The sequence below is a fragment of the Candidatus Peregrinibacteria bacterium genome, assembly GCA_016699755.1.
In the GTDB taxonomy this organism is placed as follows: domain Bacteria; phylum Patescibacteriota; class Gracilibacteria; order CAIRYL01.
On the sequence record CP065009.1, the window covers coordinates 883,543 to 907,528 of the forward strand.

The following is a 23,986-nucleotide window of genomic DNA, read 5'->3' on the forward strand; positions in this document are numbered from 1 at the left end:
AGCTATTTTTTTTGGGGATTGTCGAAACAGAGTGATGTGATTGAAGCGGAAGGGGTTATAGAAGAATGCCTTCCTAATGCTATGTTTCGGGTTCGTCTTACTGAAGGGCCTTTCCCAAAAGATCATCAGATTTTCGCTCACGCTGGAGGAAGACTAAAAAAATACTCCATTCGCGTTATTGTGGGAGATGAGGTGACTGTTGAAATCTCTCCTTACGATCTTACCAAGGGACGAATTGTGTTCCGAAAATCAACCTCTTCCTATCGAAAGAAATCATGAAAGTTCGCGCCTCTGTCAAAAAAATATGTCAAAATTGCAAAATCATTCTTCGTGATAGGGTGGTTCGTGTCATTTGTAAGGACCCAAAGCATAAACAGCGACAAGGCTAACTCATAATTTCTTTTTTCCGAGGTCAAGTGCCAACAAGAATTTCTGGAATAACGCTTCCCAACAAAAGAGCTGTTATTGCCCTAACGTATGTTTATGGAGTAGGAAAAACAACAGCAGAAAAAGTGCTTCAGAAAGTAGGAATTGATATGAACAAGCGCGCCGATAGTCTTACGGAAGAAGAAGCAACTCTTATTCGTAAGGAACTCGAAAGTATTCCTCACGAAGGAGATCTCCGCCGAAAACTTCAGAATGATGTTAAACGGCTTCAGGAGATTAGTTGCTATCGTGCCTATCGTCACCGACGAGGACTTCCATGTCGCGGACAGCGGACTCGTTACAACGCTCGTACGAGAAGAGGAAGAAAAGTGACCATTGCGAATAAGAAAAAATAATTTTTCCCTGATTCATGCCTCCAAAAAATTCTTTAAAGAAAGGTCAAAAGAAACGCGTTCGCAGAACAGTTCTTTCTGGCGTTGTTTCTATTCTTGCAGGGTTTAATAATACCATTATCACTATTGCGGATGAGGAAGGACAGACCATTTCGTGGTCAAGTGCGGGATCATCTGGATTTAAAGGATCTCGGAAAAGTACGCCTTACGCCGCTCAAGTCGCCACAGAAAAGGCCGCAGAAACCGCAAAAATTGCGACTGGTCTTGAAAAAGTTCGCGTTCTCGTAAAAGGTGTAGGACCAGGAAGAGAACAGGCCATTCGAGGACTTCATGCATCTGGATTGGAGATTGTTGCTATTATTGATAGGACACCCATTCCTCACGGAGGCTGTCGGGCAAAAAGACCACGGCGAGTATAAGTATTTATTTTTTTACGCTCTTCACATGAGATATACGGGCCCAAAAGCACGGCTTTGCAGAAGAGAGGGGGTAAACCTCTTTGGACCAGAGAAGTATACAAAAATCACCCAACGACGGGCGAGTGCCCCTGGTGTACATGGATCAGCACGAGGAAAAAAACTCTCAGAGTTTGGGAATCAGATGCGCGAAAAGCAAAAGGCAAAACGAATGTATGGAGTTTCTGAAAAACAATTTCAGCGATATGTAAGTCGTGCAACTCGCTCAAAATCCACAACTGGTAATCGACTTCTCCAACTTTTAGAACTTCGTCTTGATAATGTCATCTATCGTGCTGGTTTCGCTCGAACACGAATGCAGGCAAGACAGTTTGTTACCCATGGACACCTCTTAATCAATGGAAAAAAAGTTGATATTCCTTCAATTGAAATATCTGTTGGAGACGTCGTTTCTCTCCATGAGAGAATATTTGATAGCCCCTATCTTTCAGATATCGCCTCACTACAAAAGTTTGCTCCAAAATGGCTCCAAATTGATGTCAAAAAAAAGACCATTACCATTTCTCGACTCCCCGAAGATGACGAACTTGAGATGGCAATTGCTGTTCATCGAATTATCGAATTTTATTCCCGCTGATTTCTCTTTCCCGTCATCCTCCGATGCATATCATTCATGAAGAAATCGGGCTTCCCAAAATTACTTTTCAGGAAATTGGGAAAAATACTGCCCGCTTTACAATCTCCCCCCTTCCAAACGGATACGGAAGAACACTCGGCAATACTCTTCGCAGAGTTCTTCTTTCTTCAGTACCAGGAGCCGCTATTACTGCAGTTCGCATTGAAGGTGTCTCCCACGAGTATTCTACCATTCCGGGAATGAAAGAATCTGTTCTCGACTTTTGCCTCAATCTCAAAAAGGTGGCAGTTCAAAAGCATGGAAAGGGAATAGAAATCGCTTCTCTTTCGACAAAGCGTGAAGGAGAAATTTTTGCGAAGGATATTCACTTCAGTAGTGATGTAGAATATCTTAACCCAGATTTTCCCATTGCCTTCCTCGGAAAAAAATCTGATGGAATAAAGGCTGAAATAAAATTAGACAAAGGAGTTGGCTATCTTCCTGCCGCACAACAACAGCGAGAAGCAGAAGAGGGAGAGAATTGGATCTATATTGACGCTACTTTTTCTCCGGTGACACGAGTCCGATATGATGTCTCTGCAACACGTGTTGGAGAGAATACAAATCTCGATAAGCTTGAGGTTGAAGTAGAAACAAACGGATCGCTTAGTCCTGAGGATGCAGTGAAGTTTTCTTCAAATATTCTTCAATCATATTTTTCCTTTTTCCAAAGAGAGGGGGATCTTGTTGTTGAATCAGATTTTATGACAAGCTCAGCGAATATTGCCATTCCAAAAGAAGAAGAATATGATGATGCTCCTCAAGAAAGCTATACTCCCATTGAAGTACTCAACCTTTCACCACGAACCCTCAATGCCCTCATCAATGGAGAAATCGGATCTATTGAAGAGCTTGTAAAATGCTCTCCCGCAAAGCTCGAAAATCTCCGTGGATTTGGAAAGAAGGCGATGGATGAGGTGCGAGATATCCTTGCTACTCGAGGCTTTTCTCTTACTGAAGAAGAAGAATGAATCACAGAAATGCTCATAATCGACTTGGCAGAATTGCAAAGCAGCGAAAAGCGCTTGTGCGAAATTTGATGACATCCCTTCTCCGCTCAGGGAGAGTCCGAACAACAGAGGCGAAGGCAAGTGTTCTTGTTTCGGAATTTGACGAGCTCGTCACCACTGTTCGTCGTCAAAAAGAAAAGAGAGAGCAGGTTCGTACTGCAAAGAAAGTTCTCTTTGGGGAAGAAGCACAGCGCGCCCTCTTTGAAAAAGTAATCGACAATGCACAACGATCCTCTGGATACACCAGAACAACTCGTCTTGGACCACGTCTTGGGGATTCCGCAGAACTTATTCTCGTAGAACTTTTTTCCTCTGAAAGCGTATGAAAACTCGTATTCTCACCACTCCACCAAAAGAAAGAAAATGGCACCTCATTGATATGAATGAGAAAGTACTTGGTCGTACAGCAACTCATATTGCTGATTTGCTCCGAGGGAAAGGGAAAGCAGATTTTACTCCTCATATTGATAATGGAGATGGGGTGATTGTTATTAATGCCAGCACCATTCGTATGACAGGAGAAAAATGGTCACAAAAGAAATATTATTCTCATTCTGGATACCCAGGGGGGATAAAGGAGATATCCGCAGAAAATCTCCATGAGAAGGATCCATCTGCTCTGCTCCACAAAGCTGTTTCTGGAATGATTCCAAAAAATAAACTCAAGAAAGACATCCTGAAGAGACTTCGTATCTTCCCCTCTGCAGAACACACCATGCAAGCTCAAAAACCAGAGCCGATCGCTCTGTAATTTGTTTCTTTTTCTTTCGTCCGTCCATGCCAGCAAAAAAAGAGGAAAACATTTCCGAGAAAAAAAATACTCAGGCAAAGAGTGTCAAAAAGGAGGAATCTAAAAAAGAGAAAGGAACTTTAGAAAAAAAGACCTCCCCTACTCCAAAAACTCCAAAAAAGAGCTCTGATGAAGTATCGAAAACAACCTCTTCAAAGGGGAAGCAGAAAAAGATTCGTATTGAGGAAAAATTTTCTGGTCGACAGTATACCCTTGGTGTAGGAAAACGAAAGAGTGCTACCGCCCTCGTTCGACTTTACGAAAAAGGAAAGGGAGAGCTTTTTGTAAACAACCAACCATTTTCTCAGTACTTCTTCGATATTCTTATCGAAAAAGCTTCTTCTCCAATGGATATTATCGGACAAGAAGCATCGTTTGATATTACGGTAAAAGTAATGGGAGGAGGAATAAATGCACAATCTGAAGCAGTTCGACATGGAATTGCTCGAGCACTTGTTCTACATAATTCAGAATGGAGACCACTTCTCAAAAAAGCAGGATTACTCACCCGTGATGCACGTGTAAAAGAGCGAAAGAAGCCAGGGCTGAAGCGTGCTCGAAGAGCACCTCAGTGGAAGAAGCGTTAGTATCAAAAGGGAGCTTTTTTCATTGTTCTTCTAGGGGCGCCGAAGAATTTCCTCTCTTCTCTTTTACACTCTTTTTCTAATGAAGCGAATTGTCATCGTAGTGGCACCAGAAAATTTTCGCGATTCTGAATATATTGTTCCGTACTCCTTCTGGAAACAGTTTGGGGCTAGCGTTAATCCTTCTTGTTCGGAAAAAACGGCAGTTGGGCGTTTTGGGTACAGAGTCGAAATCGATCTTCTTCTTTCTGAAGTAAGAGAAGAAGATTTTGATGCTCTTTTCTTTGTGGGAGGAGGAGGTAGTCTTTCATATGAGTCTGATCCACACGCAAAAACACTTACAGAATCTTTTGTTCGTGCGCAAAAGCCAGTTGGTGCTATTTGTGCCGCTCCGCAAAATCTTTTAAAATGGGGTCTTCTCTCTGGAAAAAAATGTACCGGTTACAATGTAGATGGTGTTTTTGAAAAAATGTGTGCAGAATATGGCGCGGAATACGTCCACGCACATACAATAACCGATGGTCTCTTCTGTACTAGCTCAGGACCACTTGCAACCGAAGAAACAGCAATCGCATTTTGGAATCTCATCTCCAATAAAGAGGTATAAGCAAGATTCTTAATCTATCACTCGACACCGTGACTTGATTTTTTCCGCTAGAAATCAGAGAATTCGTTCGATTTCTTTTTTTTCCTATTCCAATGAACGGAGAAGATCATTTTGCCGATTTTGACGAGGAACTTACAAGTCAACCCATCTCCTCTGCTGGCAATGGTAATAGATCACAACAGCAAACACGAAGTCAAAGTAATTTTCAGGGGAACAGACAGTTTTCTCAGGAAGTTTTTTCCGAAAAAATTTCCGCAAAAATGCGAACATTCTTTGTCGATGTTAAAGAGAGTTCAAATGGAAGATTCTTGAAAATTTCAGAGAAGTCTCGTGGTGGACAGAAAAGCACCATTATGATGGATGCTGAAGATCTTCCGACATTTATAGAGGCTCTCAAAAAAGCGTATGAAGTTATGTCTTCATAGAGAATCGTCACCACCCTCTGGTCTTCATATTGCCATTATTATGGATGGAAATCGCCGATGGGCTTCTCAAAAAAGTCTTCCGTCGGCTATGGGTCACAGAAAAGGAGTACAAGCACTTGATGCTATTGTTCGTATTGCTACAAAGCGGAAAGATGTTTCCGTACTTTCGATCTATGCACTTTCGACAGAAAATCTTCAGAGGAGTCCAAAAGAACTCAAAAATATCTATGGACTCCTCAAAAGTTATGCGGCTGAAAAAGAGGAGGAGTTTCAAAAAAATGATGTTTCTGCCTTTTTTCCAGGAAATCTTCAGCTCATTCCAAAGGATATCAAAGAAGCACTTGAAACACTCTCTAGAAAAACAAAGGGTGGAAAAGCACTTCAACTCCATATCTGTATCGCATACGGTGGGAAAGATGAAATTATTCGCGCAACAGAAAAACTTATCCAACGCAATCTTCCTGTGACAGAAAAAAATTTGGAATCATGCCTCGACTTTGCAAATACTCCTCCGGTCGATCTTCTTATTCGTACGGGAGGAAAAAAGAGAATTTCCAATTTTCTTCTCTGGGAATCTGCGTACGCAGAAATTTTCTTCTCTGACGTTCTCTGGCCAGATTTTTCAGAAAAGAACTTAGAAGAAGCCCTTCAGTTTTTTGCGGAACAGAAACGCACATTTGGAAAATAAACACTCACCCCTTCGCTCCCTCTGCTAGATCAAGCAATGCTGTCTCTGGGTTTTCCGCTTTTGTGATTCCGCTTGCAATAAGCACTCCCACTGCACCAAGTTTTTTTGCAATGCGAACATCTTCTCCATTTTTCACCCCTGCTCCGACGAGTACTGGAACTCGGGAAATCTGCTCAACGGAATGAGAAATAAGCTCTGGACGAGCAGTAGAAATAGAAATATCACCGCCAATGAGCTCTGGAGGCTCTACTGCAATAACATCCGCTTGGCACATTTCAGAGAGCTCCTTCCCCTCTTGATCTGTTTCTGCGCAGACACAAACAAAGAGACCGACTTCTTTTGCACGTTGTACGGCAGAAATAAGCTTTTTCCGCTCAGAAAAACGATGCTCACTATGGTTGAGAATTACACCACTCGCCCCCGCCTCTCGCAAAGCTTCTGGAAGCATCCATCCGGTATGAGAACCATACGAAATACCATCACAGTACTGAGCAAAAACGGGAATACAAACCTCTTGAGAAATACGAAAAATGTCCACTGCTTGAACCGCTACAGCAATGGAAACCCCTGTTTTTTGAGAAACAGATTCGTGAATCTTTGCGAGAACAAGAGCATTTTTTCCTGTCCCACTCAAAGCTGTTTTAAAATTCGTGAGGATAACGGGAATATTCATAAAGAGAAGAAAAAGCACCTAAGAGTATGACGTATTCTTGAAAAGAGCTCAAAAAAAAGAGAAGGTATGTACATGGCAAAAGCAAAATCATCTTTGGCGCTCCAAAAGAAAGAGAACATTTTCCTTCTCACCGGAGAAAATGGGTACGATCTCCAAAAATTTCGAAAAAATTGGGAAGATGGAGCGCAAGAAAAGTATGGGGAATATAATATTGTTCGATACGACTTAGAAGAAAAATCAGTTTCAGAGCTTCTTGGCGAACTTTTATCACCTCCTTTTTTTGGAGACGGGCGACGAGTATTTTTTTTAGAATCCTTTCCACCTCCGCCCCCTCCTCGACCATTTTCTGAAAAACGAAAGGAAGAGTTTGCTATACTCATTGATACTCTTGCAAAACTTCCCGAGGAATGTGTTGTCATTCTCATTTCTCCTACTCCCGATAAGCGCACAAGCGCTTGGAAAACAGCGGAAAAAATTATAGGAAAAGTCTATACTTTCCCCTTGTGGGAGCGAAATCGAAACGGAATCTTTTCTTTAGAAGGGCTTTCACAAGCGAGTAATTGGGCACAGCAAAAAATAAGAGAATTCGGAGAAGAGCTCTCACCGGCATCGGCACGTTTTCTTGTGGAATATATAGGAGGAGACCCATGGAATATCGCAGAGGAATGTCAAAAATTAGCACTTTTTTCACAAGAAACTGGAGAGAAAATTTCTCTCAATCATATCAGAAAGCTCTGTATTCCAACGGAAGAGATGGAGAATTTTGCTTTTGGAAGCACCGTTCAAAAAGGGAATATTTCGGATATTGTTACACTTTTTGAACAACTCGTTGTTGCGGAAAGTAGCCCACTTGCTGTTTTTGCACGAGATATTCTCACAACATTTCGAAGTATTCTTCTCTCGCGAATTGCTAGGGACGAAAAACTATCTGCCGAAGATGTTGGATTGCACCCATTTGTATTTCAGCAATCTCGAGAAACCGCACTTCGCTTTGAAAAAAGTGATCTCCTTCATTTTTATGACACCCTCAAACGAATAGACCAAGAAATAAAAAATGGGCTGATTCCTGTCAACTCAGAAAAAACAGCATTCTTTTTGTTAGAAATTGAGCGTGCTCTCCTTCAGCTCTTTCGGCTATTTCCAAAGCGCCACTCTTAAAGCAGATTGTCAGGATACAGAAAACAAGAGAAGATGGTGACAGACTTTTTTCTTTCCTTTTTTATGAAAAAAAATTTCTTTCTTTTTTTTGTGGGTACGCTCTTTCTTTCGCCACTCAGTGCAGAAGCAATGTTCACAGATGTTCCAGAGGTTTCTTCCAATTATGAAGCCATTTTATATGTTCAGTCTCGCGGACTCGTACAGGGATATTCTGATGGCAGTTATCAACCAAACGCAAAAATTAACCGCTACGATTTTACCAAAATTATTATTTCGGCACGTTTTTCCGAGGAGGATATTTTTCGTTGCAACACCACGGAATATTTCTTTTCTGATGTTGCACAAGGACAGTGGTTCACACCATATATTTGCACCGCCAAAAAGAATGGAATCATTAGTGGATTTGGAGATGATACTTTTCGAGGAGAAGAAAACGTGACCATGTATGAGGCGCTTAAAATTATTTTCGAAACTTATGAAGTCGATACGTCCTCATACGAAAAACCCGAACAAGAGTGGTATGAAAAATACATAGACGACGCCAAATCGACAGGACTCTTAGTGGATGCCTCTCACGAGGCAAATGACACTATTACTCGAGGAAATATGGCAGAACTTATTTTTCGCCAAGAAGTGCCCATCAATGAAAAAGCGATGCCAAAAGAAACACCAACAGCAAAAGAGGCTCCTTCACATTCCGAAGCAGAATCCATGAATGAAGTATTTCGGGGTCTCGACTAGTTAAGAGATTTTTTTCGTAAGATTTCCAGTATTTTATCATAGAGATTTTCATTTCAATAATTGAATCGGAATTCTGTTTCTTTTAAGTGAAGAAGGGACTTTTCTTTCTGAATTCCGTTGAAATTTTCCTCCTGCTGGAGTCTCCTGCAAGGGACTCCGGCAGACTTATTGCCTGTTTATTTATTCATACAAAACATCAACGCTATATTGCCCTACTCCAGCTACATAATTCAAGACACTGGAGTGGAGATATAGCTGATGAAGTGGTGGCGCACTCTATTTAGTGCTTATGTGAAACGATTAACGCTGGAGTCCTCTAAGGAGAGACTCCAGCGGGAGGAAAAGACACTATAAAAGTAGTTTATCGGATTGATTATCATCTTTATTTCTTCTTTTTTCGTCTTGCTCCTGAAGCGTCCCCTTCTCTTTTTCTTCATCTAATAATTCTTGAAATATTTTTCTGTCTTCTTCGTTCATTTCTTCAAAATTGTGATACCACCAAGTATCTCCAGTTTCAGAGTTAATCTTGGCGAAAGTAGGGAAATCTTTTTTTGATGAATAATTATATTCTATGTCTTTATTGAAAACTACTTTTTCGTATAAGTAAAATTTTTTATTTTCATTTGGAAAAATAATAATTTTTACCGGTTTTCCTAGTATATATATATCTATCTACTAATTTATAGTTTTTTACATCTGTAACAGTAGGAATGCCCTCCCTTCTTTTTGAAAAGGAATAGGTTCCATCTTCAAGCCAATTCTCATAATCTATGAGACCTATCATTTCAATCACTTGAGAATCGAGTGAAGCTGGCAGTATTAACTCTTCAATATTAAAAAAAGAACCAGCACGCATAAGCACAAAAGCACGATTATTGTAAATATATGCAGAAAAGAAAAAAAGTATCACAAAAACAACAAAGAGAATCGCTCGTCTTTTTTCCTTTCTGCCAATAATGTCTTGTTTAGGATTCATTTATAATTGAGATTAATCATCACTATTTTCTTCTTTCTTTTTCTTCTCTCTTTTTTCAGAAATATTAATATGAACATTATAATTATTTATTACTCCAGATTGTTGATCTTCATAAGCCATGTTATTTATTGCTCCAACAGCACTACCTTTGAGAGATTGATATTCCTCCTGCTGGAGTCTCCTGCAAGGGACTCCGGCAGATAAAGCCAACAGAGTGCTTATTCATATAGAACATCAACATCATAATGTCCTATTCCTTTTTCATAATTCAAGGCACTGGAGTGGGTATATCGTTCGGGAGTATCTGCTAAATTCCAAGGAGGTTTACAAGGGTTGTTGTGAATATAATTTAGTTTTTGATGATACAGGTCTGCGTTACTCATTATCTTAGAGTCGTATCTGTCTTCAAAGACTTTATGTCTTGCTCCTTTTTCTCTTCTGGCTGCTTGAGAGAATAATTCTAAAATATCCTGTTTGTTGTCTTCCAATAAATATTTTGAAATCTTGTATGCCATAAAGCGTTTTGCATTTTGGATAAGCTTAGGGATTGGTGGAGATTTATCTGAGATATAAATGAGACCATGAAAGTGATTGGGCATGATGACGTATCCATGAATCTTGTTTTGGTATTTTTCTTTTTGATGATCGAACCATTCATAAAAGAGATCAAAGTATTTCTGAGAGGTGAGTATTTTTTGCCACTCGCAAATGGTAAACGTGATGAAATAGATGTTATTTGCTTCAAACTCTGTTTTGTTACGAGTAGCCATGAGCTGGAAATGAGGAAGGTATGATATTGTATTTTAATGTTTATGTGAAACGATTAACGCTGGAGTCCCCTATCGGGAGACTCTAGCGGGAGGAAAAGACACTATAAAAGTAGTTTATCGGATTGATTATCATCTTTATTTCTTCTTTTTTCGTCTTGCTCCTGAAGCGTCCCCTTCTCTTTTTCTTCATCTAATAATTCTTGAAATATTTTTCTGTCTTCTTCGTTCATTTCTTCAAAATTGTGATACCACCAAGTATCTCCAGTTTCAGAGTTAATCTTGGCGAAAGTAGGGAAATCTTCTATTTTTTTATAGTATTTTCTTAAATCTTTCCCTTGCTGTTTATAGTCCAATACATAATATCGAAAATCATTTCTAATGGATTGATGATTTCCCTTTGGTTTTTCAAGAATATATATATATATATCATCTACTTTAAAATTTATGATATGATCATTTATTGGAAAATTATCTTTTGAATATTGGAAATATAAACTGCCATCATCAAGTCGTTGAATATATTCTGTGTTTCCAATTTTTTTTAGAACTTGAAAATCGAGTGAAGCTGGGAGTATAAACTCTTCAATATTAAAAAAAGAACCAGCACGCATAAGCACAAAAGCACGATTATTGTAAATATATGCAGAAAAGAAAAAAAGTATCACAAAAACAACGAAGAGAATCGCTCGTCTTTTTTCCTTTCTGCCAATAATGTCTTGTTTAGAATTCATTTATAATTGAGATTAATCATCACTATTTTCTTCGCCGGACGGGGTATGTCTTTAGACTACCCCGTCCGAAACATTTTGTGCTATGGAAAAGAGCAGAAGGAGTCATTAGTTTTTACAAACGCGGAAACGTTGCGAACGGAGGGATTTCATCTAATTTCGTCGGGATTAGGGGAAGCTATTTTCTTATATAGCTCTGAATCAGAAATTAAGATATTGATTTCTGCATTCTCTGAATATTCATATTCTTCTTGATTTTTTCTTTCATAAGCTACACCTCTCGATATAATATACCAATATTCTAATATTTCTCCTTTTTCTTTATCGTAATATTTTCCTAAAGGAAATGATGTAATATTTTTTTTAACACATTGTAAACTATCATCCTTAAAATAATAATCCGATTTTAAATCTTCGTGAGAACCATCAAAAAACACTGAAATTTTTTTTAGTTCCTTATTATCAAGAAGATATTTCTCTATATTAATTGTTGCGAGGTTGTAAATTTTACTCCCTTCTATTGAATATGATTCTGAAGATAAATCTTTATATAGGTTCACATCCTTGAGAGTTATCTTGTTGAAATCTGAAATATGCATTTCTATATCTTGGCAATAGCTATAAATATTATTTAGTTTTACATGGGGACTGCTGTCGCCAGTAGTAAGGGAAAAAACGACAAAAAAAAGGTATATTATTGTTTTCATTCTTCTTCAAAAGACATTTGAAAATGAGGTGGATCAACAATCCCATCGTCTTCGATAGTCCAATCACCTCCCCACTCAAATCCAAGATTTTTTGCATATTGAGCTATATCATCCGTAATATGTGTCCAAATTGGTTGACCATTTTCGTCCATTTTAACAACATCAATAGCAAGTCCATAGTTATGGTAACTTTGCCCACCTTTTGCATCTGTTACGATATTCCCAGGAGTCGTTCTTCCCTGTTCATAGAGTCGATCTTGTTCTTCAATAGAACGATAGCCTGTCGTAATTCTAAGCTTAGTACCATTTTCTTCTGTAGTGTTAATAAAATCTGTTGCAGAAACTTGTAAACGTGAATCCAAGACTGATATTCTTCTATTCGTGACAGAATCCCACGTTTCATCTGTAAAAGATTCAGGGTCGCTGAGAAATCTTTTTAATGCTAAGCCTGTTTTTTTCAATAGGTCTTTCCCTATGCTTTTGTCTTCAGGATTATCTTGGTATTTTTGGTAGACATTATGTAACCATCCTTCTCCATCAGGATCCCCTTTTAAAATTTTAGAGACCTTACTGGAAAGAGAGTCATCTTTCTTTATTCTTCCCGTTGGATCCACATACTTCAACGGATTATTCCGCACATACGCATACTTGTTGAGAGATTGTGGATCGGTGAGATCGCCTGCCCACGGATCAAGTGAAAGAAACCGTGCGATGTTCGAGTCGTAGTAACGCGCTTCGTAGTAGAGCAGGTCGGTGTCTTCGTCTCGTTCTTTTCCGGTGTACGTATAATCGTTTTCATATTCTCCTTCTTCTATTCTGCTATCTCCAAAAGGATAATAGTCATTAAGGGCAATAATTTTTCCGGTTTCGTTGGTATCGACACTGGCTCCGCTCAGGTGATCGGTGTGGTGGTAGATCAGTTTCTTTTCTGGTTCTTCTCCGTTTTGGGGTGGGGTGAGTTTTCCGGTCTGGGCAAGGGAGCCTCCGGTTTGTATACGAATTCCTCCTCCGTCAAAAATAGGTTCAGTGGCAGGAGCAAAGGGGTCGGCAAAGAGAGTGGAATAAGAAATCATAACTGTATTGTAGACTTTTTATGTCCGAGTCCAAAAGACTCGGATGAACGGAGGGACAACTTTTTTATTATACAGCTGGCTTCATCTAAAAAAATATCCTGGTCATCTTCTTTCGCCAGCATCGTGATAACCACTGGAATATTTTTTATAATATACTCAAAATATACCCCCTCGACACTATCTACACCATAGTTGCATATTCCCAACCTAACAGGTCTTTCAGAAATTAAGTAATCTATCATTGAAAATGATTTTGCATTATTTATTTTAAGACATTCATATTTCATACTGTCATCATCCATCGTCCCAGCACGAATAAGGATTTTATTAGTGAAACCAAAATCATCGGTATTTTTAAAAAAGACATCCGACAAAGGAATATTGTATTTTTGTTTCTCCTCATCACCTACCTGCTTCCAAATATAATTGCATGACACTTTTGAAAGTTTTGAACTGCTAATACTTTTGCCAAGATCAATGATCCGTTTTTGATCAGAAAATTGATAAAAAACAAGAGAAACAGAAATCATACAAATCGGAACCAGTAAGTAATAACTTCTCTTGAGTAAGTCTGACTTATTTTTTGATGGAACAAAAATAAGCTTAATTCCATAGAGCATTAGTAGCCCGATACCAGCTAGACCGACAGAAGATACAAATAAATCCATAATTATAATTCATAAACCTATTCAGACTCTTCCTCGTTTTCTTCATCTTCGTCATCCCCCCCAAAAAAATAATTAATTGCATTTGTAAGAATGGATTTTCCGGTAGAAACAATTCCTTCGTTTGCAATAGAATCTTTTTTCCTCCTGCTGGAGTCTCCTGCAAGGGACTCCGGCAGACTTATTGCCTGTTTATTTATTCATACAAAACATCAACGCTATATTGCCCTACTCCAGCTACATAATTCAAGGCACTGGAGTGGAGATATAGCTGATGAAGTGGTGGCGTACTCTATTTAGTGTTTATGAGATACGATTAACGCCGGAGTCCTCTAAGGAGAGACTCCAGCGGGAGGGAAATCGTAGGCGTAGGTTCTGGTGTAATCATCATTATTAGCGGTATTGGTGATGGTGGCAGAAGTGAGACGGTCGAGATCATCATACGTGTAATTTGCAGTCTTGGCGGCATCGGTTGCTGAAGCATCTCTTATTTGGGTGATGTTTCCGGCTTTGTCGAAGGTGTAGGTTCGTCTTTTGGATTGGTATGCGGAATACTTTCCTGAATATGATTTTCTGGATTGTTTTGTGGTTTGATGATGTGTGAATTTAGTGAGCAAGTGATGGATGAATGTTTATCGAGATAATAGCGAAAGTTAGGATTAATGTGAATGACGATTAACGCAGGAGTCCTCTAGGGAGAGACTCCAGCAGAAGGGAAGCGATGCCAAAAGAAACACCAACAGCAAAAGAGGCTCCTTCACATTCCGAAGCAGAATCCATGAATGAAGTATTTCGGGGTCTCGACTAGTTAAGAGATTTTTTTCATAAGATTTCCAGTATTTTATCATAGAGATTTTCATTTCGATAATTGAATCGGAATTCTGTTTCTTTTAAGTGAAGAAGGGACTTTTCTTTCTGAATTCCGTTGAAATTTTCCTCCTGCTGGAGTCTCCTGCAAGGGACTCCGGCAGACTTATTGCCTGTTTATTTATTCATACAAAACATCAACGCTATATTGCCCTACTCCAGCTACATAACTCAAGGCACTGGAGTGAGTATATAGCTGATGAAGTGATGGCATACTCTATTTAGTGTTTATGTGAAACGATTAACGCTGGAGTCCTCTAAGGAGAGACTCCAGCGGGAGGGAAAAATCTATGATCTGTTTTTAATGCTTGAGCTAAGAAAACATTTCATATTCTCTGCAGTAATATAAAATGTTCTTTCTCCTCGAAATGCAAAAATAAAAGATACATATGGATAATTACCTTTGTCCATTGAAACATATTCTAAAGTGGCATCTTCAGACAAAGGAATTTTCTCATTGCGTTCTGTAACTTGTATCCCATAAAAATTAATGAAGCAAAATTCTACACATGTATACTCCTTGTCATCAAACAATCTTTCCCCATGGCATTCAAATATCAGGGAAAGTGTATTTTTGTATGTATCAATCGCCATTCCCGCAAAGTATACGCCATTATGTAAATCTATTATGCCTTCCGAAGTGGGAACTTCGATGCCCGGTATAGAGAAATCTTCCCAAAGAATTTCTACATTTTTTTTATTCATGAATAATATAAATATTTAAATTTTACCTTCATCCACCACTACTTTTTTCTGCTCCTGCTGGAGTCTCCCGATAGGGGACTCCGGCAGATAACGCCAACAGAGTGCTTATTCATATAGAACATCAACATCATAATGTCCTATTCCTTTTTCATAATTCAAGGCACTGGAGTGGGTATATCGTTCGGGAGTATCTGCTAAATTCCAAGGAGGTTTACAAGGGTTGTTGTGAATATAATTTAGTTTTTGATGATACAGGTCTGCGTTACTCATTATCTTAGAGTCGTATCTGTCTTCAAAGACTTTATGTCTTGCTCCTTTTTCTCTTCTGGCTGCTTGAGAGAATAATTCTAAAATATCCTGTTTGTTGTCTTCCAATAAATATTTTGAAATCTTGTATGCCATAAAGCGTTTTGCATTTTGGATAAGCTTAGGGATTGGTGGAGATTTATCTGAGATATAAATGAGACCATGAAAGTGATTGGGCATGATGACGTATCCATGAATCTTGTTTTGGTATTTTTCTTTTTGATGATCGAACCATTCATAAAAGAGATCAAAGTATTTCTGAGAGGTGAGTATTTTTTGCCACTCGCAAATGGTAAACGTGATGAAATAGATGTTATTTGCTTCAAACTCTGTTTTGTTACGAGTAGCCATGAGCTGGAAATGAGGAAGGTATGATATTGTATTTTAATGTTTATGTGAAACGATTAACGCTGGAGTCCCCTATCGGGAGACTCTAGCGGGAGGAAAAGAAATCATTTTATTGATCCATTTTTTATTGTGTGCTTTATAAATTCTATTTAACCCCTCGTTTGGTCGAGTCTTTTGGACTCGACCGTTTCTCTTGCCAATGGAACAAGGAATATGGAGTATTCTGTTTTGGTAAATACATTAATCCATTTCACAATAGTGAAAGTGAGAAAATAGGGAATGCTAGGTTGTTTGGATTTACAGTTCTTTGTCATGGTTGTTAGGGGTTATTTTTATGGTCGAGTCCAAAAGACTCGACCGAACGGAGGATGCTCTCATTTTAAAGAAAAAAGATCTGTAACTTCTGAAGAAAACCAAAAAATAAATAATTACAACTCTGCCCTCCAAAAGAAAATTTCGCAACTTGCCAACCTGGCAAGCTTATAAAATCAAAAATATATCCAAATATAAGGAGAAAAAAAGAAAAAAAGAGTGATACCGGCGGAGCAAAAAAAAGAAAAGAATATTTTTTAGTTTTTCTATATAGGGAATAGGAAAGATGGATTGAAATAAAGAAATAAAGAACAGTGGAGAGAAAGGCAAAATTAATAGACTCACATGTCGCAACTGATTGGTAATACTTCAAAAGAATAAGGCTTATGCCAATAATAGAGAAGGACAGAAGAATATATTGCAAATATTCTTCTCTACTTTTGAGAGCAAACTTTATTCTTCCAAGAATAAAAGCATAAAAAAAGAAATATCCAAAAGTAAAAATTGTAAAATAGCCAAAATAGAAATTATATATATCAGAATTAATTTTATCTAACTGAGCAAGTGATGTAGAAGTAACGAATATTCCAAAAGGAAAAAGGATTAAAAACAGAAAATCAAAAATAATATTGAGGACATTTTTCATAAAATAATTCTAAAATGAAGGTGTATAAACGACTGGAGTTACATTCCCCCACCAAACTTCAGATCTCCACTCAAATGGAACCCCAGAAAAAGGAAGCCTTGATGGTCTTGGTTTGTATCCACTAAAACTTACAGATCCCTGAGATGCATAGACAGGTGTCCTAAAATGTGTAGAGAAAGCATTTCCTATGCTCCAGTCACCACCAAAAAAAGCATGGCATGAATAAAGATGAATTTGTAAATTCTTATCTTTTGATTTATTTCCAGTAAACAAATCATAAATGCTCATATCACTACTATTTTTATACATCTCTAATGAGGCATGTTCATCATTTGTTATCGCATAACGATATCTTCTTTCTCCTGAATCAAGTTTTTCTTTTTGATCATCGGTAAGTTCATCATACGGAACAGTTGAAAGAAAAAGTGAACTAGAATCACCATGTCCATAATATTCAATCATATCAATATCGTCTATCGTTTTCAGTGCTTCGTTAAATTCATCTGGAGTTTTTGCATAAACGACATGCACTTCTTCTTCATACCCATCTTCTATTAATTGCTCCTTTCTCTGATTCGCTTTATCAACAAATTCTTTTGGATTATCTTCATTTTCATAATTTTCACCTGCAAAAATTACGGCATCTAACCCAAATGGATCCACATACTTCAACGGATTATTCCGCACATACGCATACTTGTTGAGAGATTGTGGATCGGTGAGATCGCCTGCCCACGGATCAAGTGAAAGAAACCGTGCGATGTTTGAGTTGTAGTATCTCGCTTCGTAGTAGAGCAGGTCGGTGTCTTCATCTCGTTCTTTTCCGGTGTAGGTATAATCGTTTTCATATTCTCCTTCTTCTATTCTGCTATCTCCAAAAGGATAATAGTCATTAAGGGCTATTACACTTCCATTGATGTTAGTATCGACACTCGCTCCGCTCAGGTGATCGGTGTGGTGGTAGATCAGTTGATCTGATGATGGTTCTTGTTGGGGTGGGGTGAGTTTTCCGGTCTGGGCAAGGGAGCCTCCGGTTTGGATATGAATTCCTCCTCCGTTTTCTATGGTAATGGAGTAGGTGTTCAGGTCTACTTCAAGGGTGCCGGTTTGGGTTATGGTGAGGGTCACGTTGTGGGGAGATTCTATGCCTTTCGGGAGACTCCAACAGGAGGGAAGTAGCATGTGTTGCCTAAAACTTTCAATATCAGCACCATTAAATTCATGTATTGCATGAAGTATATCCACATCTTCGCCTACAAATTGATTATTATTCATTGTTCTTGAATTTCTTTTTCAATTATTACTGCATTAAAGATGTCAGTTAAATCTTCGATAAATAAACCTAATTTTGTTGGCTCATCATTACAGTCTAAGCCAAGTTTAAGGAATAGATTTATCAATTGCTCAAAAATATTCAAAATTTCTTTATCAGTATAAAAATTTGCCCCTTCTTTAAATAAATATTCAGGTAAATAAAAATTTAAAAAATCAACTTGCCCTCTGTTAAGTGTTACTTTATTAGTCATTCTTCTTTGATTTACTTTTCTCCCTATAACCTTTTTTATTTGTTACTCTTATGATAATTACTTTTCCTAATTTATTCAATACGACAACAGCATTCTTACCAAATGAGCCTTCAGGGATCTCTAATTATAAAACTTTGAATTTCTTTAGTCATATTATTTTTAAATTTTGTTGAACCTATACCAATAATTAAATATCTTTTCCAATTATCCCATCTAAATTCATCAGGGATCGCAGTAAAAAAGAAATTTTCAATAACCTCTTTGGTATTTTCAGACTCTATTGTTCCCGTTATAACCTGATCTTTTTCTGGAGAGTCTAGTATGCTAAGTAAAAAAAGAAGATTTTCAAAAACCAAATCTGAATATTCTCCTGCTATCCAAATTCCAACAGGATTACTCATAATCACATCAGACAAAATTTTTTGAAGATAGCTTTTATCATTTTCAGAATATTTCTCAAAATAAAATAAAATCATCGAATTATGAAAAATACTCTTTTTGATAAATAAATTTAATAATAATTCATTAGACTCATAAAAAACATCTTTATCTAAATAATTGCCTAAAAAGTTTATATTACTGGTCATATTATCCATTACCACCATTGGAATTACTACTTCCATTACTTCCACTTCTTTTCAATTTATTCCGCCTTATGAACCTTCTTATGGTTTTTATCTGATTAGCAACATTTTTTATTGTACCCTGTACTTGTGATTTGTACTCTAATTTACTAACTTTTTCCACATGAATTCTTAGTGATTTTCTTGCTGAATCCAAAGCCTTGAAGACTGATCCCGAACCATTTTCTTTATATTGCTTTTTTAACTGATTATAGATTTTTTTATTTATTGTTGATGTTTTCTGTACGGTTTTTTGTACACCTTCTCCCGTTTTAACTGCTTTCACCCCATCCACCACATCATCACCCTTCTTTGCCATCGTCATGGCAACCCCAGCTCCTCCGGGAAGACCGGGGATAAGCGTCGCACCAGCATCAATGGCAGAAGCAAAAAGGGCTTCTCCAAATTCTTTTGCATCTTGTTTTAAACCCTGAACAGCATCTGTTTTTAGAGATTCATTTTTAGTAAATACTCCATAGCCATATCGTACTCCTTCGTATGCAATCTCGACTGTATTCTTTACAAGGGTGCCAATATCTATTGATACATTTAACACATCCCAACCGGTCTCAAAGAAATTCCCCGTCGGATCCACATACTTCAAAGGATTATTCCGCACATACGCATATTTGTTCAGAGATTGTGGATCGGTGAGGTCGCCTGCCCATGGGTCAATCGAGATGAATCTGGCGATGTTCGAATTGTAGTATCTCGCTTCATAGTAGAGCAGGTCGGTGTCTTCATCCCGTTCTTTTCCGGTGTAGGTATAGTCGTTATGAAAGTCTGTTGTTGTCTCTTCTATTCTTTCATTTCCGTAGGGGTAGTAATCGGTAAGTTGGAGAATGTTTCCGTTATTGTCGGTATCTACAGATGCTCCGCTCAGGTGATCGGTGTGGTGGTAGATCAGTTTCTTTTCTGGTTCTTCTCCGTTTTGGGGTGGGGTGAGTTTGCCGGTCTGGGCAAGTGAGCCTCCGGTTTGTATGTGGATTCCTCCTCCGTTTTCTATGGTAATGGAGTACGTGTTCAGGTCTACTTCAAGAGTGCCGGTGGGGGTTATAGTGAGGGTCACGTTTTGGGGAACAGTAACACTTTGGGGGGCGGTTTGGAAATTGGCAATCATAACTGTATTGTAGGCTTTTTGTGGTCGAGTCCAAAAGACTCGGATGAACGGAGGGCTATTTCTGCAAAAATCGAAAACTCTCTGCCATCTGATTATCCAAAAAGATTCCATCATTATTCCAAAATATTCCCTCTTGTCCGATATCCCATGAAACAGCTCGTTTGTTTTTTGCATCGTATTTCATAACGGTCATAAAGTTCAGAAAACAATCAGATTTTCCAAGCTCTTTTCCATCATAAGGAGTAAGAACATCAAAAACATCCTGCTGAGATATCGGAACTTTTTCTCCAAGACTACACTTCTCTCCGTATGTTTCCTTAATAAATTGATCGAGCTCTTCGTCATTGCTCACGGCTTTAAAATTCATTCTCCAAATTTTTGAATTTTCTTTTTCTAAAAGGTCAAAAGTGTTTTCCTTTTTCTCACAATCTTCCGTATAAAAATATTCTTTTGCGACATAAACCACATTATCTTTTTTGAAGAATTGAATTGGAGTTGTCTCTTCTGTACAAGAAGAAAAACTCGATACACTTACCGGATAACGAATTTCAAAACCGAGCCCTGGGTCTTTGTGTGTTTTCCAGAGAAAGACATCATTTTTTTCAATTTGAGGCTTATCGTTTATCTCCTGTGGTTCTGGTTTTTGTGACAAAAAAAAGAAGGAGGAAAGAGCGATGAGCACAATAACCGAAAAAGTAAAAAACGTGGTTTTTTTCATTATCTTCATGAAATTTAATCGTCATTATCTTTATCCTCTGTAGATTGTTTTGTGGCTGGTGTTGATGGAGAAGAAGTATATTCCTCTGGATGAGATTCTTTGCTTTGATTCTCATACCGTGCCCATCCACTAACACTATAACCATTGAAACGGCTATCTACTGTATACACAGCCTGCCCATCTTCATTATAAGTTCTGGTAAATTGTTGAGCGAATAGTCCCCCAGAAGAACTGGCATTTTGTTCTACCGTGTATACCCATCCATTCCCTGTGCTTTCTTCAAAGGTAACTTCTGCTATAAAACCTACATGACCATATGTCCCTCCAGACCAAGAAATAATATCATTTTCCTGTGGCATAACTGTACCGCTATTTTGATATACAGTATATGTCCCAGGATTATCTTTATTGTTTGCATTAAAAGCATTGTTAATCTTCTCTTGATTTCCGTAATGAACACCATTCCCCGTGCCACCTAAATTCACACCGTATTCTGACAATGCAAATTCTTTGGCTAATGTAGTACATTGATAAGGGTGATTTCCTGTCCCTGTTTTATTTCCACCACTTATTATTTCTATTCCTCTATATTCTCCCATTTTTTCCCCAAGTTCGTAACGATCTCCATTTTTAGGGGAAAATACTTGGTATTCTGAAACTTTCATCCCCGTTGGATCCACATACTTCAGCGGATTATTCCGCACATACGCATACTTGTTGAGAGATTGTGGATCGGTGAGATCGCCTGCCCATGGGTCAATCGAGATGAATCTGGCGATGTTTGAATTGTAGTATCTCGCTTCATAGTAGAGCAGGTCGGTGTCTTCATCCCGTTCTTTTCCGGTGTAGGTATAGTCGTTATGAAAGTCTGTTGTTGTCTCTTCTATTCTTTCATTTCCGTAGGGGTAGTAATCGGTAAGTTGGAGAATGTTTCCGTTATTGTCGGTATCTACAGATGCTCCGCTCAGGTGATCGGTGTGGTGGTAGATCAGTTTCTTTTCTGGTTCTTCTCCGTTTTGGGGTGGGGTGAGTTTGCCGGTCTGGGCAAGAGAGCCTCCGGTTTGGATATGAATTCCTCCTCCGTTTTCTATGGTAATGGAGTATGTGTTCAGGTCTACTTCAAGGGTGCCGGTGGGGGTTATGGTGAGGGTCACGTTGTGGGGAACAGTAACACTTTGGGGGGCGGTTTCAAAGGTGGCGATGGTACAGTTTTCCGTGAGTCTCCATTCGCCCGTTTGGGGAATAGTACAGGTAGTGGTTTGATTCGTACCAGTAGAGGATTCAAGGGTAGCGAGTTTCAGTCCGTTCACCGAAACAAAGGCTTTCTCTTTTCCTGCTTCAATATCCAAAAGATGACTAACGTACAGAGTTTCTTTCCCTGTCGTTTCGTTATATTTTTTAACTCTCGTCACGCCTTCATCGTAGGTATACGAAACAGTTGCGTTTGAAGAAGCAGAAGCAAGCAGGCGATCTTTTGCGTCCCATGTGTGTGTCCACGTACCGTCTTCGGTCAGGTTTCCATCATCATCGTAGGCAAAGGTTTGGCTCCCCGCTTGGGTAACGGCATGGGGGTTGCTGTGCACTCCTTGCGCAGTAGCTGTTTCTCCACCCGCGTAGAGATAGCTTCCCACATCGGACTTGTTCGTGATATTCCCGAGAATATCGTATGCGTAGGTTCTCGTATAATCTTCGGTATTGGCGGTATTGGTAATGGTAGCAGAAAGTAGGCGGTCGAGGTCGTCGTAGGTATAGGTCGCAGTTTTTGCAGAATTGGTTTCGGAGGTATCGAGTATGTGGGTGATATTCCCCACGGGATCAAAGGTATACGAAATTTTTTGAAGTTTTGTTCCAGTACCATTGACGGTTTCTTTTTCCGTCATGCGGTAGAGCTGATTGATATCGTAGGTTTGAGTGGTCGTTACGCCGTTGGCGTATTCAATGATGGTGGGGGTTCCCAGAGGAGCATAGTCGAGGTTGGTCACAAGATTTTCAGGATTTTCTCCATTTTGGGAATACTGAACCGTTTCCGCTTGGTTTGCGTTATTATATCCGTAGATCACAATGGTGTTTTTAGCATCGGGATAGATGATCTCTAAGGGATTCCCAATGAGGTCGTAGGTGGTTTCGGTAGTGTATGGAGTTCCATCAATAGTTCGTATTTCTTTGGTTGTGCGCCCCAAAGAGTCGTATTCGTAGACTTTGATAAGAGCACTTGAGGTAATGCTTGTGGGAAGCCCAATGCCGTTAGGAGCGGTGTCGTACACAAAGCTCACATCTGTTTCAGTGGTTTGGTCGCTGTCTTCGGTGAGAATTCGATCAAGTTCATCGTAGCTATAGGCAATGGTTTGGCTCTTGGGATTGGTGGTGGAAACCAAGTTGCCGTTGATGTCGTACTCGTACGTCCATGTGCCAAATGTCGTGTCGGTGGGAAGGTGAAGATCGGTTTCCGAAAGCTTTCTTCCGAGTTTGTCGTAGGTGAAAGTTTTTTCATTTCCCTTCGCATCGGTTATTGTAGTGAGAAAGTTGTTGGAGTCGTAGGTATAGTGTGTGGCATACGCCTGCCCATTGAGATATTCCTTGACCGTGATTAGGTTCCCCCGAGCATCGGAAACAAAATCTTTTTGTTTTCCATTGGCATCAATCGTGGTCGTTGTCCAACGGTCGTAACTCGTGGTAGTGGTTCCGACAGGAGTTGTTGCGGTCAGTGTTCGTCCGAGCGCATCGTAGGTGAACGCCGTATGTGGCTCGGAAGCAGTGAAAGCAGAATAATTCATGCCCGTTTCATATTGCGGAAGAAAATTTATTTTACAAACGAAACATCATGGAGGGGGTGGTATACCCCGTCCGGCGGAGAGCTTTATTTTGGGAATTCATCCAAGTAAATATCACCCAACAACTCTTGTTGTAACTGCGAATGTTCCTTCATGCGAATAATTACCGAAGTTTGCCCGTCGTAAACTTGATCTAATGGAATTGTGAGAAAACTATTACCATATTGGTCTAACGGCTGAGGAAAGGATGTGACAGCCTTATTATTGGTTATTTGAGTTACTTCAAAATTGTTATTAAAATTTTCTATAAAATCCTGTTTATTATTGTCTTCCAATGAATCAATAGGGCTCTCGAAGGTAACAACCAATATTACTAGTGAACCCATTCTTGAGTTTGGAAACTCAACACGAATTTCATTCCATGCTTGATTTTCAGCATCATAAAAAAGATACTTAGCTGGTCTCTCTATATAAAACAATATGGCTATTGTCAATAGAACAAGCAGGATGCCTGTCGATATCACAGGAAGTGCCCATTTTGTGATTGATTTTTTGTTATGCATGAAGAAGAAAAAAAT

Annotated in this window: 32 protein-coding genes; 14 read left to right on the top strand and 18 right to left on the bottom strand. The window is 38.9% G+C overall.

Annotated features, from left to right (window positions below; genetic code table 11):
* The first annotated feature begins 18 nt into the window (after positions 1-18).
* From infA to uppS, 12 genes are all read left to right on the top strand, one after another.
* Positions 19-279: a translation initiation factor IF-1 gene (gene infA / locus IPN35_03890; protein QQS58718.1), complete on the top strand. Its 261-nt coding sequence runs from the start codon at positions 19-21 to the stop codon at positions 277-279.
* Positions 276-389 carry a 50S ribosomal protein L36 gene (gene rpmJ, locus IPN35_03895; protein ID QQS58719.1) on the top strand — a complete coding sequence of 38 codons (114 nt, stop codon included), beginning with the start codon at positions 276-278 and terminating at the stop codon, positions 387-389. Before infA ends, rpmJ begins: the two co-directional genes overlap by 4 nt.
* Before the next feature lie 27 nt (positions 390-416).
* Entirely contained in the window at positions 417-782 is a 366-nt protein-coding gene (gene rpsM, locus IPN35_03900; GenBank protein ID QQS58720.1) for a 30S ribosomal protein S13, read from the top strand.
* Positions 783-796: 14 nt separating this feature from the next.
* Positions 797-1,198, top strand: coding sequence for a 30S ribosomal protein S11 (gene rpsK, locus IPN35_03905; GenBank protein QQS58721.1), 402 nt, complete (start codon positions 797-799; stop codon positions 1,196-1,198).
* Between the two features lie 25 nt (positions 1,199-1,223).
* Positions 1,224-1,832 (top strand): 30S ribosomal protein S4, encoded by a 609-nt coding sequence (rpsD, locus tag IPN35_03910; GenBank protein ID QQS58722.1) that lies wholly within the window; start codon positions 1,224-1,226, stop codon positions 1,830-1,832.
* Positions 1,833-1,855: 23 nt separating this feature from the next.
* Positions 1,856-2,842 carry a DNA-directed RNA polymerase subunit alpha gene (locus IPN35_03915; protein QQS58723.1) on the top strand — a complete coding sequence of 329 codons (987 nt, stop codon included), beginning with the start codon at positions 1,856-1,858 and terminating at the stop codon, positions 2,840-2,842.
* Positions 2,839-3,207: a 50S ribosomal protein L17 gene (rplQ, locus tag IPN35_03920; GenBank protein QQS58724.1), complete on the top strand. Its 369-nt coding sequence runs from the start codon at positions 2,839-2,841 to the stop codon at positions 3,205-3,207. The genes IPN35_03915 and rplQ overlap by 4 nt, the downstream gene beginning before the upstream one ends.
* Positions 3,204-3,632: a 50S ribosomal protein L13 gene (gene rplM, locus IPN35_03925; protein QQS58725.1), complete on the top strand. Its 429-nt coding sequence runs from the start codon at positions 3,204-3,206 to the stop codon at positions 3,630-3,632. The genes rplQ and rplM overlap by 4 nt, the downstream gene beginning before the upstream one ends.
* Positions 3,633-3,658: 26 nt before the next feature.
* Positions 3,659-4,258, top strand: a complete 600-nt coding sequence (rpsI, locus tag IPN35_03930) for a 30S ribosomal protein S9 (protein ID QQS58726.1) — start codon at positions 3,659-3,661, stop codon at positions 4,256-4,258.
* Positions 4,259-4,337: 79 nt separating this feature from the next.
* Positions 4,338-4,862 carry a DJ-1/PfpI family protein gene (locus IPN35_03935; GenBank protein QQS58727.1) on the top strand — a complete coding sequence of 175 codons (525 nt, stop codon included), beginning with the start codon at positions 4,338-4,340 and terminating at the stop codon, positions 4,860-4,862.
* Between the two features lie 92 nt (positions 4,863-4,954).
* Positions 4,955-5,287, top strand: coding sequence for a hypothetical protein (locus IPN35_03940; protein QQS58728.1), 333 nt, complete (start codon positions 4,955-4,957; stop codon positions 5,285-5,287).
* Positions 5,268-5,975, top strand: coding sequence for a di-trans,poly-cis-decaprenylcistransferase (uppS, locus tag IPN35_03945; GenBank protein ID QQS58729.1), 708 nt, complete (start codon positions 5,268-5,270; stop codon positions 5,973-5,975). Before IPN35_03940 ends, uppS begins: the two co-directional genes overlap by 20 nt.
* 4 nt (positions 5,976-5,979) lie before the next feature.
* Here the strand turns inward: uppS and tpiA are convergent, their stop codons facing one another.
* A complete protein-coding gene (gene tpiA, locus IPN35_03950; protein QQS58730.1) occupies positions 5,980-6,648 on the bottom strand; it encodes a triose-phosphate isomerase in 669 nt (222 codons plus the stop codon).
* A gap of 72 nt (positions 6,649-6,720) precedes the next feature.
* On the opposite strand from tpiA, the gene IPN35_03955 reads away from it, so the two are divergent.
* Both IPN35_03955 and IPN35_03960 read left to right on the top strand, forming a co-directional pair.
* Positions 6,721-7,806 carry a hypothetical protein gene (locus tag IPN35_03955; protein ID QQS58731.1) on the top strand — a complete coding sequence of 362 codons (1,086 nt, stop codon included), beginning with the start codon at positions 6,721-6,723 and terminating at the stop codon, positions 7,804-7,806.
* Between the two features lie 63 nt (positions 7,807-7,869).
* Positions 7,870-8,547, top strand: a complete 678-nt coding sequence (locus IPN35_03960; GenBank protein QQS58732.1) for an S-layer homology domain-containing protein — start codon at positions 7,870-7,872, stop codon at positions 8,545-8,547.
* A gap of 619 nt (positions 8,548-9,166) precedes the next feature.
* Here the strand turns inward: IPN35_03960 and IPN35_03965 are convergent.
* The 17 genes from IPN35_03965 to IPN35_04045 all read right to left on the bottom strand — a co-directional run bounded on the left by IPN35_03965 (position 9,167) and on the right by IPN35_04045 (position 23,971).
* A complete protein-coding gene (locus IPN35_03965) occupies positions 9,167-9,523 on the bottom strand; it encodes a hypothetical protein (protein ID QQS58733.1) in 357 nt (118 codons plus the stop codon).
* Positions 9,524-9,535: 12 nt separating this feature from the next.
* Positions 9,536-9,733: a hypothetical protein gene (locus IPN35_03970; GenBank protein QQS58734.1), complete on the bottom strand. Its 198-nt coding sequence runs from the start codon at positions 9,731-9,733 to the stop codon at positions 9,536-9,538.
* Between the two features lie 8 nt (positions 9,734-9,741).
* Positions 9,742-10,293: a transposase gene (locus tag IPN35_03975; GenBank protein QQS58735.1), complete on the bottom strand. Its 552-nt coding sequence runs from the start codon at positions 10,291-10,293 to the stop codon at positions 9,742-9,744.
* 101 nt (positions 10,294-10,394) lie between these two features.
* Positions 10,395-11,024, bottom strand: coding sequence for a hypothetical protein (locus IPN35_03980; protein ID QQS58736.1), 630 nt, complete (start codon positions 11,022-11,024; stop codon positions 10,395-10,397).
* A 146-nt stretch (positions 11,025-11,170) separates the two neighbouring features.
* On the bottom strand, positions 11,171-11,728 hold the full coding sequence (locus tag IPN35_03985) for a hypothetical protein (GenBank protein ID QQS58737.1): 558 nt from the start codon (positions 11,726-11,728) through the stop codon (positions 11,171-11,173).
* Positions 11,725-12,801, bottom strand: a complete 1,077-nt coding sequence (locus tag IPN35_03990) for a M15 family metallopeptidase (GenBank protein ID QQS58738.1) — start codon at positions 12,799-12,801, stop codon at positions 11,725-11,727. The genes IPN35_03985 and IPN35_03990 overlap by 4 nt, the downstream gene beginning before the upstream one ends.
* Positions 12,798-13,469 carry a hypothetical protein gene (locus IPN35_03995; protein QQS58739.1) on the bottom strand — a complete coding sequence of 224 codons (672 nt, stop codon included), beginning with the start codon at positions 13,467-13,469 and terminating at the stop codon, positions 12,798-12,800. The genes IPN35_03990 and IPN35_03995 overlap by 4 nt, the downstream gene beginning before the upstream one ends.
* Before the next feature lie 329 nt (positions 13,470-13,798).
* Positions 13,799-14,083 carry a hypothetical protein gene (locus IPN35_04000; protein QQS58740.1) on the bottom strand — a complete coding sequence of 95 codons (285 nt, stop codon included), beginning with the start codon at positions 14,081-14,083 and terminating at the stop codon, positions 13,799-13,801.
* Between the two features lie 538 nt (positions 14,084-14,621).
* Positions 14,622-15,038, bottom strand: a complete 417-nt coding sequence (locus tag IPN35_04005) for a hypothetical protein (GenBank protein ID QQS58741.1) — start codon at positions 15,036-15,038, stop codon at positions 14,622-14,624.
* A gap of 105 nt (positions 15,039-15,143) precedes the next feature.
* Positions 15,144-15,695: a transposase gene (locus IPN35_04010; GenBank protein QQS58742.1), complete on the bottom strand. Its 552-nt coding sequence runs from the start codon at positions 15,693-15,695 to the stop codon at positions 15,144-15,146.
* A 964-nt stretch (positions 15,696-16,659) separates the two neighbouring features.
* Positions 16,660-17,925: an RHS repeat-associated core domain-containing protein gene (locus IPN35_04015; protein QQS58743.1), complete on the bottom strand. Its 1,266-nt coding sequence runs from the start codon at positions 17,923-17,925 to the stop codon at positions 16,660-16,662.
* Entirely contained in the window at positions 17,922-18,176 is a 255-nt protein-coding gene (locus tag IPN35_04020) for a hypothetical protein (protein ID QQS58744.1), read from the bottom strand. The genes IPN35_04015 and IPN35_04020 overlap by 4 nt, the downstream gene beginning before the upstream one ends.
* 110 nt (positions 18,177-18,286) lie before the next feature.
* Positions 18,287-18,772, bottom strand: coding sequence for a hypothetical protein (locus IPN35_04025; protein QQS58745.1), 486 nt, complete (start codon positions 18,770-18,772; stop codon positions 18,287-18,289).
* Complete coding sequence (locus IPN35_04030) at positions 18,765-19,919, bottom strand: RHS repeat-associated core domain-containing protein (GenBank protein ID QQS58746.1); 1,155 nt, start codon at positions 19,917-19,919, stop codon at positions 18,765-18,767. Before IPN35_04030 ends, IPN35_04025 begins: the two co-directional genes overlap by 8 nt.
* 55 nt (positions 19,920-19,974) lie before the next feature.
* Positions 19,975-20,646 carry a hypothetical protein gene (locus IPN35_04035; GenBank protein QQS58747.1) on the bottom strand — a complete coding sequence of 224 codons (672 nt, stop codon included), beginning with the start codon at positions 20,644-20,646 and terminating at the stop codon, positions 19,975-19,977.
* Between the two features lie 5 nt (positions 20,647-20,651).
* Positions 20,652-23,411: a CHAP domain-containing protein gene (locus IPN35_04040; GenBank protein QQS58748.1), complete on the bottom strand. Its 2,760-nt coding sequence runs from the start codon at positions 23,409-23,411 to the stop codon at positions 20,652-20,654.
* Between the two features lie 83 nt (positions 23,412-23,494).
* The gene (locus tag IPN35_04045; protein ID QQS58749.1) at positions 23,495-23,971 is read right to left on the bottom strand and encodes a hypothetical protein; all 477 of its coding nucleotides are present in this window, start codon (positions 23,969-23,971) and stop codon (positions 23,495-23,497) included.
* Between the last annotated feature and the right edge of the window lie 15 nt (positions 23,972-23,986).

Excerpts from the sequence above, each read along its gene's own strand:
- rpmJ (QQS58719.1), top strand. The coding sequence starts at position 276 with ATGAAAGTTCGCGCCTCTGTCAAAAAAATATGTCAAAATTGCAAAATC.
- rpsK (QQS58721.1), top strand. The coding sequence starts at position 797 with ATGCCTCCAAAAAATTCTTTAAAGAAAGGTCAAAAGAAACGCGTTCGC.
- rpsD (QQS58722.1), top strand. The coding sequence starts at position 1,224 with ATGAGATATACGGGCCCAAAAGCACGGCTTTGCAGAAGAGAGGGGGTA.
- IPN35_03915 (QQS58723.1), top strand. The coding sequence starts at position 1,856 with ATGCATATCATTCATGAAGAAATCGGGCTTCCCAAAATTACTTTTCAG.
- rplQ (QQS58724.1), top strand. The coding sequence starts at position 2,839 with ATGAATCACAGAAATGCTCATAATCGACTTGGCAGAATTGCAAAGCAG.
- rplM (QQS58725.1), top strand. The coding sequence starts at position 3,204 with ATGAAAACTCGTATTCTCACCACTCCACCAAAAGAAAGAAAATGGCAC.
- rpsI (QQS58726.1), top strand. The coding sequence starts at position 3,659 with ATGCCAGCAAAAAAAGAGGAAAACATTTCCGAGAAAAAAAATACTCAG.
- IPN35_03935 (QQS58727.1), top strand. The coding sequence starts at position 4,338 with ATGAAGCGAATTGTCATCGTAGTGGCACCAGAAAATTTTCGCGATTCT.
- IPN35_03940 (QQS58728.1), top strand. The coding sequence starts at position 4,955 with ATGAACGGAGAAGATCATTTTGCCGATTTTGACGAGGAACTTACAAGT.
- uppS (QQS58729.1), top strand. The coding sequence starts at position 5,268 with ATGAAGTTATGTCTTCATAGAGAATCGTCACCACCCTCTGGTCTTCAT.
- tpiA (QQS58730.1), bottom strand. The coding sequence starts at position 6,648 with ATGAATATTCCCGTTATCCTCACGAATTTTAAAACAGCTTTGAGTGGG.
- IPN35_03955 (QQS58731.1), top strand. The coding sequence starts at position 6,721 with ATGGCAAAAGCAAAATCATCTTTGGCGCTCCAAAAGAAAGAGAACATT.
- IPN35_03960 (QQS58732.1), top strand. The coding sequence starts at position 7,870 with ATGAAAAAAAATTTCTTTCTTTTTTTTGTGGGTACGCTCTTTCTTTCG.
- IPN35_03965 (QQS58733.1), bottom strand. The coding sequence starts at position 9,523 with ATGAATCCTAAACAAGACATTATTGGCAGAAAGGAAAAAAGACGAGCG.
- IPN35_03975 (QQS58735.1), bottom strand. The coding sequence starts at position 10,293 with ATGGCTACTCGTAACAAAACAGAGTTTGAAGCAAATAACATCTATTTC.
- IPN35_03980 (QQS58736.1), bottom strand. The coding sequence starts at position 11,024 with ATGAATTCTAAACAAGACATTATTGGCAGAAAGGAAAAAAGACGAGCG.
- IPN35_03985 (QQS58737.1), bottom strand. The coding sequence starts at position 11,728 with ATGAAAACAATAATATACCTTTTTTTTGTCGTTTTTTCCCTTACTACT.
- IPN35_03990 (QQS58738.1), bottom strand. The coding sequence starts at position 12,801 with ATGATTTCTTATTCCACTCTCTTTGCCGACCCCTTTGCTCCTGCCACT.
- IPN35_03995 (QQS58739.1), bottom strand. The coding sequence starts at position 13,469 with ATGGATTTATTTGTATCTTCTGTCGGTCTAGCTGGTATCGGGCTACTA.
- IPN35_04005 (QQS58741.1), bottom strand. The coding sequence starts at position 15,038 with ATGAATAAAAAAAATGTAGAAATTCTTTGGGAAGATTTCTCTATACCG.
- IPN35_04010 (QQS58742.1), bottom strand. The coding sequence starts at position 15,695 with ATGGCTACTCGTAACAAAACAGAGTTTGAAGCAAATAACATCTATTTC.
- IPN35_04015 (QQS58743.1), bottom strand. The coding sequence starts at position 17,925 with ATGAATAATAATCAATTTGTAGGCGAAGATGTGGATATACTTCATGCA.
- IPN35_04020 (QQS58744.1), bottom strand. The coding sequence starts at position 18,176 with ATGACTAATAAAGTAACACTTAACAGAGGGCAAGTTGATTTTTTAAAT.
- IPN35_04025 (QQS58745.1), bottom strand. The coding sequence starts at position 18,772 with ATGGATAATATGACCAGTAATATAAACTTTTTAGGCAATTATTTAGAT.
- IPN35_04030 (QQS58746.1), bottom strand. The coding sequence starts at position 19,919 with ATGATTGCCAATTTCCAAACCGCCCCCCAAAGTGTTACTGTTCCCCAA.
- IPN35_04035 (QQS58747.1), bottom strand. The coding sequence starts at position 20,646 with ATGAAGATAATGAAAAAAACCACGTTTTTTACTTTTTCGGTTATTGTG.
- IPN35_04040 (QQS58748.1), bottom strand. The coding sequence starts at position 23,411 with ATGAATTATTCTGCTTTCACTGCTTCCGAGCCACATACGGCGTTCACC.
- IPN35_04045 (QQS58749.1), bottom strand. The coding sequence starts at position 23,971 with ATGCATAACAAAAAATCAATCACAAAATGGGCACTTCCTGTGATATCG.